We start from the raw sequence: 13,197 nt of genomic DNA on the forward strand, positions 1-13,197 counted from the left end.
TGCTATGAATATTTTAAATTTCTTATGCTCACTTCTGCCCGTAAACCATCAATCTATTGCTGCCAGCGCACCCGAATCATTTAAGGATACTTTCAATTTCCTGCAAGGCAATGGTGTTTATGAGGAAGGTGTGATGCATTTTTTACGGGGCATGAAAAACACCATGTGGACACATTTTGATGTATTTATAGCCGATGCGCAAGCCTTAGCAGCCATTTTTATGCTAATATCATTCGCCATAAGGTCATATGATATGATATCAGGTGATAAGAAATTAGAAATAATGCCACTTCTGCGCCCTTTTGGCCTAGCAATGATAATAATATGGTGGAGCCCCTTTACACGCATTATATCCTATCCCACAGATATAATAGCCGCCAAAACAGAAGCCCTATTCGATACAGGACAGTTACAAGTAAACGCCTTACGTATAAAACGAGCAGATTTAATGATTAAAATTGCCGACCAACTTACCACCATTCAAGCCCAGACCGAGGTGGCTCAAAAAGAAGCAGATTCTTGGTATGGCAAAGCCTGGGAATCGGTTACCTCTACTGTAAAAGAAGGATTTACTACCGTATGGAATACAGTAACACAGTTAAAAAACAGAATGCAGGTAAACTTACAACTGCTTTTAACTTTTACACTTGAAACCCTTGCACTATGGGTCTTAAGAATTTGCGTATATATAATTTTTATGATTCAAATTATATATTCCACCATACTTATCATATTAGGGCCTTTTTCAGTTTCTACAAGCATACTTCCTGCCTTTAGAGATTCGTTTTCAAGCTGGATTGCGCGTTTTGTCAGTGTTAACCTTTATTCAGGAATTGCTTACCTGGTGATGCATATATCTAGTCTTTTTCAACAATATGCCATGGAGGCTGAGATTACACGCTATGAACAGTTATTAGCTACATCGGGAGATACTTTAGAAAAAATGGGCTGGTTTGCCTCCAACGGTATACTAAGTTTCGGTATTGTTATTATCTCCTTTATTATAGGGGGCCTTACCATGTTAACCGTTCCCAGTATCAGCACATGGATTATTTCTACAAGTGGAATTACCTCTGCAGTGAGCACCGTAGCTAGGAACTCATCAGCAGCATGGCGTACAGCCAGCAAAATCGCAACTAAAATATAAACTACAATCCTTATCATTATGATTATTAGAAACATCGAGAGCAAGATTAGACTAGCCTCATGGATTTCGATTTTAAGTCTTATAACTAGTATTATAATATCACTTGGCGTAAGTTTCTTTGCATTTAAACAGATTCATATCGCCCGTAAATCCGTATATATCTTAGATAAAAATTCTACCCCCTATCAAGCAAACCAGCTGGATGTGAACGTGAACAGACCGCTTGAATATAGAACGCATGTGAATTTATTCCATATGCTCTTTTTTACACTTGCACCAGATGAGAAATTCATGGAGTACCAAATGAAAAAAGCAATGTACTTGATAGATGAAACAGGTGCATTACAGTACAACAATTTACGGGAAAAGGGATTTTTCAACTCCATACTCTCTTCAAGCGCTGTATTAACTATACAAACAGATTCTATTCATATAGATCCTAAAAGGAAATATTTTCGCTATTACGGTAAACAAACTATTGATAGACGAAGCTCCACTGTGGTGCGAACAATTATCACAGAAGGACACCTCCATGATCTAAAACTTAGAACCGAGAATAACGGCCATGGTGTATTAATTACAAAATGGAAAACAATAGAAAATAAAGATATCAGCCATGTTCAGAAGAATAACATCTAATAAACAAGATCAACCGTCCCTATGGCAGGAGTTATATAATCGTTGGGAGGATCATATCGGTAAAATACAGCGCAGCTTCTTCTATATTATAAATTCCTACCCCAAAACTGTATATGGGGTCATGGTATCCAGCATTCTAATCTCTTTAGGATGCTTTTTTTATTTACCTAAAACGCACAAAGATACCACACAAGCCCCTGCCAAAAGTTTGCTGTCAGGCTTTTACGCTGGAATGGGAAGCATCGCCTACTCTGCCTCAGCGACTAAAGAATTATTTGAGCTCCAAAGTATAGTTGAACAATTAGTTCGTAAAGATTCATTAACCCACCAAGATAGTGCCATGGTATTGTATGTTTTTGAAAGAATGCAGAAAATTGAAACCAGCATAATCAATTCAAAAATGCCAGACACACTGGTACATAAATAGCAAATTATGAAAGTTAACTTCAAAAAACCACGGTACATCATTCCTGTTATTGCACTGCCCTTTTTATGTATATTCTATTACATATTTAATGATGTATTTGCCACCAAAAATCCGCAGGACCAGCCCAGGGAAAATACACTGCAAGAGCATATTACCGATGTGTCCGATGAAATAAAAAAACGAGAGCTGGCAGATAAACTTGCTGCATATAAAAATCAATATAAATATGCAGACGGATATACTGCCATAAGTCAAATACAACAGGAGCAGCAAACAGAATTTAAGTTCGATGAGCTATACAACCAGAACGAAAAAAGAAAATTAGACTCTATTGAGAAATCATTATCCTCTGCTCAGCTTTCTTATAACATAACTAAACCATATCCGGCAAAAAGCACAGATAAAGAACTAGAAAAAATACTTAAAAATTTACCTTATCAGCAAAACGAAAAAAAAGAAAGCACCAGCACAAAGCAGCTGGATCCTTTGGATTTATTTCGAAAACAGATGGCTCTAGCCGACAGCTTTGCTAAAGCGAATGATCCCCAATATAACTCTAAAGAGCCTAATGAACAGCCACACCAAACAGCACAAAGGGAGCTTACAACAAATTTAAATGTAGAAAAATTCACAAATAGCAAGGGAGTTTTTAATACCATTAAAAGCGATAAACAAGAAAGCTTAATAAAGGCAATAATAGATGAAAATAGAACCTCCTATGTGGATTCGCGGCTTCGCTTACGACTGCTTGAAGATTTAAAAGTAGGGAAATATAAAATTGAAAAAGGGACCTTTCTCTATGCCAAAGTATCGGGATTTTCCGCGCAAAGGGTACAAATAACAGTAAACGCTATCCTGCATAAAGATCAGATATTACCTGTTAAACTCAACATCTATGACCAAGATGGTCAAGCCGGATTATATGTTCCTGAATCTCAGTTTAGAGAATTTAGTAAGGAGATTACCAGCAACTCGGCACAGGGCTTAACGATTAATCAACAAGCAGAAAATAATGCCCAATTATTAATGAGTACTGTGCAGCGCATGTTTCAATCCACAAGTTCAGCAATCAATAAACACATAAGAAAAAATAAAGCAAAAATAAAATACAATACCCATGTCTACTTAGTAGACGCAAGTGCAAATAATAGCGCAAATTAAAAGCCAGGCTTTTTTCTAAACATTTACGGCATTCACGCCTATGAAGGCTTTAATCTTGGCCTATATTATCCATAACTACAGTTCCGAATTTATATTTCCTTACACCTAAAAACATAACTTATGAAAACTATAAAAATCAATTTAACACTGCTATTCTCCCTTTTGTATATCACGCATATTTTTGCACAAAACAATTTAGCCCGACAAACGCACATGCAGGATCTCCCTACTATATACCTGTACGCCGATAACTCTGTACATTTTCTATCCCCACAGCCCATTAAATATGTCGATATCTCCTCTGAGCTAGTTCATGGAGATTTGCCCTTAGAAAATATGTTGCGTATTAAATTTCAAAACGACTCTATAGCACAAGGGGCATTAAGCCCCGAGCTTGGAACCTTAACTATTGTCGCCGAAGACTTTATTTCTCAATACCGGCTTTGCTACCTTAATACCTTTCAAGCAAACCTGCCTGCCTTAATCCAGCTCGATCCGATCAGGAGCCAACCCCTGGAAATTAACAGAGATCTTTTAACAGAAATCAATAAAAAAGAAATATCCATGCAACTCCTATCCAAAAAAAAATCCAAACCAATCACCAAGAAAAAGGATTTTGGGATAACCCTTTCAGTTAATGAGATTTATGCAGTAGGTGAATATATATTTTTAGATATCAGTTTTTCAAACCAGACAAAACTATCTTATGACATCGATGAGTTTAGGTTTTTTGTTGAAGACAAAAAAGTACTTAAAACGACTAACTTTCAAAGCGTTGAAATAACACCCATATGGAAATTTAAGGAGCTAAGTACTATAAAATCCCACCAACGTAACATATATGTCATTAAAAAAGTCATATTCCCCAATAGCAAAGTTCTCAAAATTAGCTTAACAGAAAAGCAGATTTCCGGACGTATGCTAGATCTGGACATAGGTTTTGATGATATATCAAATGCAAAAGCCCTATAATCGAATTCCCTTAGCAAGATTATCAGTTTATTAACTAAAAACTCAAGAGATCATGGAAGAAACTAAAGAACAAAAAAGTCTTTATAGGTTGCTTCAATTTGGAGTTTATCTCTCCGTATGTTTTGATGTCTATCTGTTTGCATTTACAAAAGCGTTTCTACACACCCAGTATGTTTTTGTAGAAAATCTAACCTACAAAGTTTTAAGTTTACCAATGTATAGTAGCCCTATAGCTAGTAAATCATTTACACTGAGCTTACTGTGCCTAGTGGCCATAGGAACCTTATCAAAAAAGAAGGTAGATCTCAACCCGCAAAAACATATTCTCTTTCCGTTAATCTTTGGAATACTAATATTAAGTATTTCCATTTGGCTGTATTATAAATTTCCAACCTCTACAATTCTAAATAAAATTAACACCCTGAATTTAACCTATACTGCCTGCAGCATAGTTGGGGTTGTATTATTGCATGTTGCCTTAGATAACATATCAAAAATCATACACTCTAACCTTGGGAAAGATAGATGGAACATTCAACAAGAGTCCTTTTTGCAACAAACAAAAGCATCTACTAATCCATATGCCATCAATATACCCATGCTATTTTATTATAATAGAAAAGTAAACAAAGGGTTCATTAGCCTTGAGAATCTTTTTCGCGGACTTTTAGTATGTGGGGTTCCCGGAAGTGGGAAAAGTTTCGGCGTTATTATGCCTATAATTAGACAGATGATAAATAAGTCATTTACCATGTGCCTATACGATCTTAAATACCCGGATCTTGGCAAAATAGCGTACTATCATTATAGCAAAATGGTCGATAAAGGATATGGACACAAATTTCATGTGATAAATCTGAATGAGCCCCAAAAAAGCCGAAGAGTGAATCCATTTAAGTCCGAATATATAAAAACCTTAGCTGATGCATCGGAGACAGCAGAGGCGTTAGTGGAAGCTTTAAAAAAAGGTGATAAGTCAGCTGGAAGCGATCAATTTTTTACGCAATCGGCCATAAATTTCCTTGCAGCATGTATATATTATTTCAGCAGGCATCAACAAGGGAGATACTCCTCATTTCCTCACGTACTAGCCTTTTTAAATTTATCATACGATCAAATATTTACTGTACTATTCAGTAATGATGAACTGGCCTCTTTATTATCTCCATTTATGTCTGCCTATAAAGCTAAAGCATTTGATCAATTGGAAGGACAGGTCGGCACCCTGAAAATATTTATCTCAAGAATGGCTACCAAGGAAACATTTTGGGTGTTTTCTGGTGACGATTTTGACTTGCGTATATCTTCCCCCAAGTCTCCTTCAATTCTTGTGCTTGCTAATGACCCAAGTACGCAAAGCATTAACTCGGCCTGCCTGTCTGTTGTTCTTAATAGAGTTACTAAACTTATAAATACCAAAGGAAATCTACCTGTAGGCCTAGTGGTGGATGAAGCCCCAAGTGTATATATACATAAGATTGATGTATTACTCGCTCAAGCCAGATCAAATTTATCTGCTGTAGTGTTAGGTATCCAGGAACTACCTATGCTCCGTCAACAATATGGCAAAGAGGCAGCTGATACTATCATGGCTATAATGGGCAACATCATATCTGGAGCAGTACGAAGTAAGGATACACTCGATTGGTTAGAAAAACTTTTTGGAAAAGTTAAACAGCAAGGTGAAAGTCTAAGTATAGATAGAACAAAAACTTCTATTTCGGTCAATGAAAAGCTAGATTCGCTCATTCCTGCAGGAAAAATAGCATCGCTTTCAGCGGGAGAAGTTGTAGGCATTCTTGCTCGTGATAGAATTGAAAAATTCACTGGAGAATTTCAAACCACAGCAATCAACTGTAGGATAAACCTGGATATGAAGGAGTTGAATAAGGAGGAAAATAACTACCAAGAAATGCCCCTATTTTACGACTTTGGAGATCAACAAGAAGAGATACTACTTGAGAATTATTCCCTGATAATTCAACAAGTAAACCAGGTAGTTGACGATGCTATCCGAAGCTAAGATATCCCAGATCTTTTTAATTATCTCTTTAAACATAAAGAACATGCTATATAAATTTCTAAATTTCTGTTCTATAGACAGACGTATCACCTGTATATTCCCTGCCTATTTAATGTGTCTATTACTTATTCCTAAAATTCATTTTGCACAACAGCTCCACATTAGTAGCCCTTTGCCTGAACTAAAAATCACTTCACCTTTTGGCAAGAGAATCCATCCGATCCTTGGGATACCCAAATTCCATTACGGCGTAGATTTTAAGTGTAAATCAGATACCATCAAAAGTATTCTAAATGGAGAGGTGATTTTTGCTGGATACCATAGGTATCTCGGAAATTATATTACCATAAAATCTGGAGAACTGGAAATAATCTACGCACATCTGAATAGTTTACTCCTACAACAAAAAGATCAGGTCTGCGCAGGAGATAATATTGGAATCTCAGGAAACACTGGCCTTGCAACAGCAGAACATTTGCATCTATCGATAAAACTAAAAGGCAGGTATATAGACCCTATATCATTTCTTAAAGAAATTCAATCACTACACCTTAACACACTAAAAAATAAATGAAAATGGATAATCATTTTATAAGCCTACAAGAGAAATTAGCTTTACTAACCACTCTAGGAAGCATTGAGCTAACCCCGGAAGAAGCCCTAATATATGGAATAGAATACATGGATCATTCAAGTCAATTTAAGCAAGGAGATGAAGATGAATAATAACAGTTCCAAAGCTTTACATGAAATAGTTGCTAACAATATTATTAAAAAGCTAGAACAAGGAACAGCGCCATGGCAATTGCCATGGAATAGCAATGGTCCTTCATTCATGCTGCCCTATAATGCCCTTACAGGTAACAGGTACAAAGGAATAAATATATTATCCCTATTAAGTGCCCAAAGAGAAGACCCTAGATGGTTGACATTTAAACAAGCAGATTCTCAGGGGTATAGTGTCAAAAAAGGCGAAAAAGCAACACTTATTCAATATGTAAAAACTCATGATTATTTCACCTCGCGAGACCAACAGGGGAAAATAATAACCCAGGAAGATGGAAAACCTTTAAAAGAATTTCAAAAGCTTAAAACACCTATTATAACAACCGCATGGGTATTTAATGCCCAGCAAATAAACGGCATAGAACCTTTAATAATAAAAGAACCTAAAATTTCAAACTGGGAAAATCTACAAAGAGTAGAAAATCTAATTATAGCGTCCAAAGCTAATATTTCCCACAATAATGAAGATAGAGCCTATTACAATTCCAAAACTGACCAGATTGTAATGCCCAAACGCAATCAGTTTGATTCCGCTGATAAATATTATGCTACTGTACTGCACGAAATGGGACACTGGACCTCTCATAAGGATCGCTTGAACAGAGATATTTTTAATCGAATAGGAACTCAAGAGTATGCCCGAGAGGAATTAAGGGCTGAAATTGCCTCAATGCTTATAGGACATGAACTTAACATTGGACATGATCCGGGACAACATATTGCTTATGTGGAAAGCTGGATTCAATTACTAAAAGATAAACCTTATGAAATACATGCCGCAGCAGCAGATGCCGAAAAAATATTAAACTACATAATGGCATTCGACATTAAAAGAGACATAAATACATCAAGAGATATACAAGAGAACATTAAAGTTTCGAGTAAAAAAATGGGCTCAAGCCTAAATATGGGAGAAGTAATTGAGTACAATAACACCTCTTATAAAATTCATAGCCTGCTTAAAAGAGGTCGCTTTAGAGTTGAAGATCTATCCACGGGAAATAACTTCATTCTTTCAAAATCCGATGTATTATATAATTCTTTACTATCGGCTAAAAGCCCAACTAAAATAATTCCAATTAACATTAATCAAAACGCTGCGCATTTACCAACTAATGAAGAACATTCTAATATTATTTCAATCAAACGATAATATCTCTCAAACCAATAATTATGGAAAACTCAAAAAGTAAAATGGAAACCCTTCCCTTAGAGGATTTAGAAAAATTAGGACTTTATAAAGACGGTGACTTAAAATTAAAACCTGAAGATATTGAATCTTTACTTTCAGGCCGAAGGACAGATATGGTTAGCCTAAAAGGGCTGCAGGTAGATGGCATCGAAATCGATAAACTCGACGCAAAACTTTCACTGTATCGTGATGAGCTAAACAATATTACTCTTCAAATTCACCCCATTTATAATAAGCCACAAAAACACCCTTTATTAACTTCTTTGGAAAACGAGGCTCTTATTTCTGGAGAAGTGAACCTAATAAGCAAATTACACAAAACTAAAGATGATAACATCATTACTGTAAACATCGAATACGATAAACAAACCAAAGATTTTGTATCGTATGACCCTAGTAGACTACCACAAATAATTGAAGTTAACGGCTTGCCCTTATCTGCTTCGCAGCAAGAGGATTTCAGAAAAGGTAAACTAATTGAATTACAAGATGGTACAAAGTTCCAACATTCAGCCACCGATAGTCAAGGTATACTCTCAGATAGAAAAAGGTTAATCCTTTCTGTACTTATTGATGGAGGGCTGTCCTATCTTATTTTTAGAGAACTAAAAAACCTAAGAGATAATATGCATGAGCAGACCGAAGGGTTAACAAAAAACTATAATGAAACTCTTGCAAGGCTAATTATGGAAAATAAAGAAAATATTGATAAGCAAACTACTGTTAAGGATTATCATGCTCAAATGGCTAACAATACGCAGAATGATTCTTACAGATATCCTTCTAGATGAAGTATTGTCAATATATTTAATAAATAAGAAGTGGAACACAAGATAAAATAATGTATTTATAAAACGGAGCGTAAAACCAACAGGTCTTTAGCCTGTGGGTTTTACGCTCCGTTTTATAAATACAGAGTAAGTAGATCACATGAAACAGCTTTAATGTGATTATATTTTTTGAATACTACCGTTTAAAACTTTTCCATTGTTATTAGTAAATCTTCCATACACGATTAGCTTAGATGCTGCATTCTTAAACTCCACAGTACCTGAACTATTAATATTCAAATCCCCGTAGACAACAACCTCACCATCGATTTCTAATTTTCCATTTATATGGAAGGTGGTATTTGCCGAATTTTTTCCTTGAGCTAAATTCCCTGACACTCTTAATACACCTGCACTATTTAAATTAATATTACCCTCAACTACAGAGGCGCCATAAAGATTAGTACTGGAATTAACATTTATGTTTTTAGATGCTGCTAATGTTCCATATACATCTAACTTTCCATTTGAGTTAACATTTAAGTCACTAGAAGTAACACTTAAGGTACCGCACCAAGTTAATGCTCCGCCTATATTTACGCCTTGGAAAGCACGTACTCCCGAGAAGTATCTAACATCATTTGAATTGATATTGAACCAACTATCATTTCCAGAATAAATAGGATATGTTCCATTACATGTTGGAACCTTTGGTGTAAGATCAATCATTTTTAAAATCTTTAATCCCCCTCTCCCTGATGCTACAAAAACAAAGTTATTTTTACTTATCACAAAATTGCTAGATGTTAAATCCATTCCGTTAAAACTTGCCGTCCCAAGTAAATTTGCTGAACCAGATTCACCAGAAAAATTATAAATAGCAATGCCTGCACCTCCATTGGCAGTAAATAGTTTATCACTGTTTACCGAGACTGCATTTACTACAACATCCTCTGGATCTAAATTTAAATCGTTGCCTGAATAATTTGGAATCCCATGCTGCTTAACTAAATTTCCCGATTGTATATTATAAATGCCAAATCCACTTTTTCCTTGTGGAACAATGGCCATATTTTGATGTAAATCCATTGTCCTTTTAGACTCTGCCGTGTTTGATTCAACAGAAACATCCTTCTCATGGACTAAAGACTCATTATACACTTTTAATACCCCTGTACCACTTAAGGCAACTACTTTCGTACCATTATCTTTAACAGATCTTAAATCAGGAATCGTTATAGACATCTCAACATTTCCATTTTGTTTATTAAGTTTGGCTAGTACACCGCTCATTCCTCCGGATACGACAAAATTAGCACCTTGCTTTCCAGCAATTATATCTAGTGCAGAAGGACCGGGAAGATTTTGGAATTCATAATTACTGCCAAGCATACCATTATTTAAAGTCAAGAAAGAAGACCAAGCAGAAGTCGATAACTCTGAAAACACATCTCTATTTGCTGCCCCAGCTATTAATAACTTATTCCCATCCACTTGTAAAGCATTAACATCTACATCTGGAAGTTGAGCACTTACAACTAATTTTGGGTTATTAATATCTGAAATATCAATAACATCTACACCCCCTAAGTATTTGTCTCCCTCTGTATTATAACTTACGTATGCATAAGATCCCTCTATAGCAACATGCGTGGATCTCAACTTCTCACCATCGAAAGATGGTGAAGAAACTTCTGAAACCAATGCTAATGCAAAGTTTTTGTCTGATGATGTTAGAATTACTGACTGCTCAGTATCACCACTTCTAAATTTCATACCATTTGCAGATGGCGTTTGAAAATTTAATAAACCTGCATTTTTACTAGACACACGTTGATTCAATGAATTTAAGTTATTGTTAATAATAACTTTATCTTTTGAAATTGAATCAGATTTATCACAACTAGTTACGATTAATAGTAATGCTAAAACACTGAAAGCTAAAGAAGAAAATATTCTCATATGTATAATATAATTTATGGTACAAAACTACCCATATTTAACACCTTAGTAAAGCTAAAAACCTCACATTTTCTTACAAAATAAAAATTAGTAGCTGTTTAGCTACTTTTGAAATATGAAAAATAATTCATTTTATTCTTATTAATCTAGGATAGAAAAACATATCTCTTACCATAATTAAAAGTTGTCTACTAACGCCCCCCCACCAAGACGCTTTAGCCACCCTCTGCTATTCTTTTGTTAGGTTTAACCAACCCCGCTACTTTGCGCCAAGAATAAGATAAAACAAAATCCGATTCCACATATACATTTGATTAAGTTTTCTTGCAGTTATTTACTAGAGTTTGTACAGTGCTAAAAAAATGGCCCAACAATATGGGCCATTTCACACTAAACAAAATATACTTGAAACAAAATATATCTCAAAATTCAATTTGTCAATAGCATACCATAAATAATGTCCTATAGTAATGTATCTCCAGTGAAAAATCAGGTCATATAGAGAATGCCATTTGGAAGTAGTAATTATGGCCTAAAAAAATTTTAGACCATAAAATTCAAACCTAAATTAACAACTGTAAAAAACGTGATTATTTATACTTTCATTTTTGTATAAATAAAGGCTTAAAAAATCGTGATAACAAGGATCTAAAAGATCTTAAGTGCCTATGAAACACGCTCAATAAACTTATTTATCTCATCCAGCATAGCTGGACGTCTTTGATATATAACTTTCCATTCAATGCACTGGTTATTTAAAGCATTTCTTCCAGATGGAATATCATTATAGATTAAATTTACTACCCTTAATAAGTTCTTATAAGCAGATCTATCAGATGCAAATTCGGCAAGTTGCTCTAATAAAGGAAGATATAATTTCATTAAGTCTTCTGGATATAAATCCTTTAAATAAGAATGATATTGAAGGATTATATTTAATTCCGTTTGTTTCTTTATAAGCTCGATCAACTCTTTATCCATTTTTTCTTGAACAAAAATTGGACCTAATGAGATCAATAATAAATAATCTTCTGATTGCCATTTATTGGCTTTTTTTGCTTTTTGAATTTTGTTACGAATAGATTTTATTTTATTTTCAATTATTGATGGCCATTCTTCTGCAGAATATGTATTCTTCCATTTTTGATAATCAGCACTACTAAAAGTTGGATCAAAAGCCAACTTCTCGTAATTCTTTCGCAGAGTTTTAGTGTCACCCTGAATTTCTGCAATCCGAAGTAGATTTCTCTCCCATTGCTTAACTAATCCAAAACTATGATGTTCATTAGCCAACAAAATACCGTCTTCAATTAAAGCTATTGCACTATCGAATTCTTGCATACTAATCAACTCTTCCACAAGAATTTGCCGAACCGCAGGTAAGTGCAGATATTCATAGATTAATTGCATCGCATATTCTTGATTATTTTCTTGGAAAAGAAATAATATGAGTTCAACTACAAAAAATTCGTGCTCATAAACATCACCATTGACTCTTGTAGCATGAATTCTTTTCTCTGCAAAATCAATGAAATCAGAACTCCTATTTAATTCAGAACACAGGGTGGAATATATATTTACCAAAGTATGCCCACACTCTCCAAATTCATAATACATGGATTTTTGAACTTCAACTTTCAATAAATCAGTAATACGTTCTTTTAATGAAAATGGTGCCTTGGAAATTATATCAAGTAATAAGTCTATACTGGAAATAATTACATCTGTAATTGAACCACTACTGTCATCTGTATAATCTAAAGCAGGCGTTACTTCTTTAATAAATGTCATAGTAAATTTAGAAGCGTCAAGCAAATTATTATTTTTCAAATATTGCTCACCTGACTGCAAGAACTTAGACAGTTCTCTTGATAATGCATTGCTACTGCTATAATCGATATAATTCCTTTTAGAATATTTTTTGATAATACTTTTTATTTGACTTTCCACCATTTGAGCCACATCATAGTTATCATCCTTAGATGAAAAATAAAACTCAAAATCAGCCTTAAATTTTTTATTTGCTTTACTATAATGAGTTGTGAACTACCCATTTGCTAAAGACAAATGGGCTTCGGGCTTCACAGACTTGTGCTTTGTTGCCAAAGTCTTATTTGA

12 protein-coding genes are annotated in these 13,197 nt (G+C 34.7%); 10 read left to right on the forward strand and 2 right to left on the reverse strand.

Translation table 11 applies throughout. The features are described 5' to 3' along the window. The first annotated feature begins 4 nt into the window (after window positions 1-4). From GOQ16_RS07495 to GOQ16_RS07540, 10 genes are all read left to right on the forward strand, one after another. Window positions 5-1,147 carry a TraJ family protein gene (locus tag GOQ16_RS07495; RefSeq protein ID WP_240140976.1) on the forward strand — a complete coding sequence of 381 codons (1,143 nt, stop codon included), beginning with the start codon at window positions 5-7 and terminating at the stop codon, window positions 1,145-1,147. An 18-nt stretch (window positions 1,148-1,165) separates the two neighbouring features. After that, window positions 1,166-1,786 carry a conjugative transposon protein TraK gene (gene traK, locus GOQ16_RS07500; RefSeq protein ID WP_160068722.1) on the forward strand — a complete coding sequence of 207 codons (621 nt, stop codon included), beginning with the start codon at window positions 1,166-1,168 and terminating at the stop codon, window positions 1,784-1,786. Then, window positions 1,764-2,213, forward strand: a complete 450-nt coding sequence (locus GOQ16_RS07505; protein ID WP_160068723.1) for a hypothetical protein — start codon at window positions 1,764-1,766, stop codon at window positions 2,211-2,213. The genes traK and GOQ16_RS07505 overlap by 23 nt, the downstream gene beginning before the upstream one ends. Before the next feature lie 6 nt (window positions 2,214-2,219). After that, window positions 2,220-3,374 (forward strand): conjugative transposon protein TraM, encoded by a 1,155-nt coding sequence (gene traM, locus GOQ16_RS07510; protein WP_160068724.1) that lies wholly within the window; start codon window positions 2,220-2,222, stop codon window positions 3,372-3,374. A 120-nt stretch (window positions 3,375-3,494) separates the two neighbouring features. Beyond that, entirely contained in the window at window positions 3,495-4,346 is an 852-nt protein-coding gene (traN, locus tag GOQ16_RS07515) for a conjugative transposon protein TraN (protein WP_160068725.1), read from the forward strand. 52 nt (window positions 4,347-4,398) lie between these two features. After that, window positions 4,399-6,369, forward strand: coding sequence for a type IV secretory system conjugative DNA transfer family protein (locus GOQ16_RS07520; protein ID WP_160068726.1), 1,971 nt, complete (start codon window positions 4,399-4,401; stop codon window positions 6,367-6,369). Between the two features lie 43 nt (window positions 6,370-6,412). Beyond that, complete coding sequence (locus GOQ16_RS07525; RefSeq protein WP_160068727.1) at window positions 6,413-6,943, forward strand: M23 family metallopeptidase; 531 nt, start codon at window positions 6,413-6,415, stop codon at window positions 6,941-6,943. 2 nt (window positions 6,944-6,945) lie between these two features. Further along, a complete protein-coding gene (locus tag GOQ16_RS07530) occupies window positions 6,946-7,095 on the forward strand; it encodes a hypothetical protein (protein WP_160068728.1) in 150 nt (49 codons plus the stop codon). Next, window positions 7,088-8,308, forward strand: a complete 1,221-nt coding sequence (locus GOQ16_RS07535; RefSeq protein WP_240140977.1) for an ArdC family protein — start codon at window positions 7,088-7,090, stop codon at window positions 8,306-8,308. The genes GOQ16_RS07530 and GOQ16_RS07535 overlap by 8 nt, the downstream gene beginning before the upstream one ends. A 20-nt stretch (window positions 8,309-8,328) precedes the next feature. Continuing rightward, window positions 8,329-9,138, forward strand: a complete 810-nt coding sequence (locus GOQ16_RS07540; RefSeq protein WP_160068730.1) for a DUF4099 domain-containing protein — start codon at window positions 8,329-8,331, stop codon at window positions 9,136-9,138. A gap of 159 nt (window positions 9,139-9,297) precedes the next feature. On the opposite strand, the gene GOQ16_RS07545 is transcribed toward GOQ16_RS07540, so the two are convergent. Continuing rightward, the gene (locus tag GOQ16_RS07545) at window positions 9,298-11,079 is read right to left on the reverse strand and encodes a hypothetical protein (protein ID WP_160068731.1); all 1,782 of its coding nucleotides are present in this window, start codon (window positions 11,077-11,079) and stop codon (window positions 9,298-9,300) included. Window positions 11,080-11,745: 666 nt separating this feature from the next. Then, entirely contained in the window at window positions 11,746-13,032 is a 1,287-nt protein-coding gene (locus GOQ16_RS07550) for a hypothetical protein (RefSeq protein ID WP_160068732.1), read from the reverse strand. Window positions 13,033-13,197 lie beyond the last annotated feature (165 nt).

This window comes from Sphingobacterium bovisgrunnientis (assembly GCF_009829085.1).
Taxonomy (GTDB): Bacteria; Bacteroidota; Bacteroidia; order Sphingobacteriales; family Sphingobacteriaceae; genus Sphingobacterium; species Sphingobacterium bovisgrunnientis.

Excerpts from the sequence above, each read along its gene's own strand:
- GOQ16_RS07550 (WP_160068732.1), bottom strand. The coding sequence starts at position 13,032 with ATGGTGGAAAGTCAAATAAAAAGTATTATCAAAAAATATTCTAAAAGG.
- GOQ16_RS07530 (WP_160068728.1), top strand. The coding sequence starts at position 6,946 with ATGGATAATCATTTTATAAGCCTACAAGAGAAATTAGCTTTACTAACC.
- GOQ16_RS07495 (WP_240140976.1), top strand. The coding sequence starts at position 5 with ATGAATATTTTAAATTTCTTATGCTCACTTCTGCCCGTAAACCATCAA.
- GOQ16_RS07505 (WP_160068723.1), top strand. The coding sequence starts at position 1,764 with ATGTTCAGAAGAATAACATCTAATAAACAAGATCAACCGTCCCTATGG.
- traK (WP_160068722.1), top strand. The coding sequence starts at position 1,166 with ATGATTATTAGAAACATCGAGAGCAAGATTAGACTAGCCTCATGGATT.
- traM (WP_160068724.1), top strand. The coding sequence starts at position 2,220 with ATGAAAGTTAACTTCAAAAAACCACGGTACATCATTCCTGTTATTGCA.
- GOQ16_RS07535 (WP_240140977.1), top strand. The coding sequence starts at position 7,088 with ATGAATAATAACAGTTCCAAAGCTTTACATGAAATAGTTGCTAACAAT.
- GOQ16_RS07545 (WP_160068731.1), bottom strand. The coding sequence starts at position 11,079 with ATGAGAATATTTTCTTCTTTAGCTTTCAGTGTTTTAGCATTACTATTA.
- traN (WP_160068725.1), top strand. The coding sequence starts at position 3,495 with ATGAAAACTATAAAAATCAATTTAACACTGCTATTCTCCCTTTTGTAT.
- GOQ16_RS07540 (WP_160068730.1), top strand. The coding sequence starts at position 8,329 with ATGGAAAACTCAAAAAGTAAAATGGAAACCCTTCCCTTAGAGGATTTA.
- GOQ16_RS07525 (WP_160068727.1), top strand. The coding sequence starts at position 6,413 with ATGCTATATAAATTTCTAAATTTCTGTTCTATAGACAGACGTATCACC.
- GOQ16_RS07520 (WP_160068726.1), top strand. The coding sequence starts at position 4,399 with ATGGAAGAAACTAAAGAACAAAAAAGTCTTTATAGGTTGCTTCAATTT.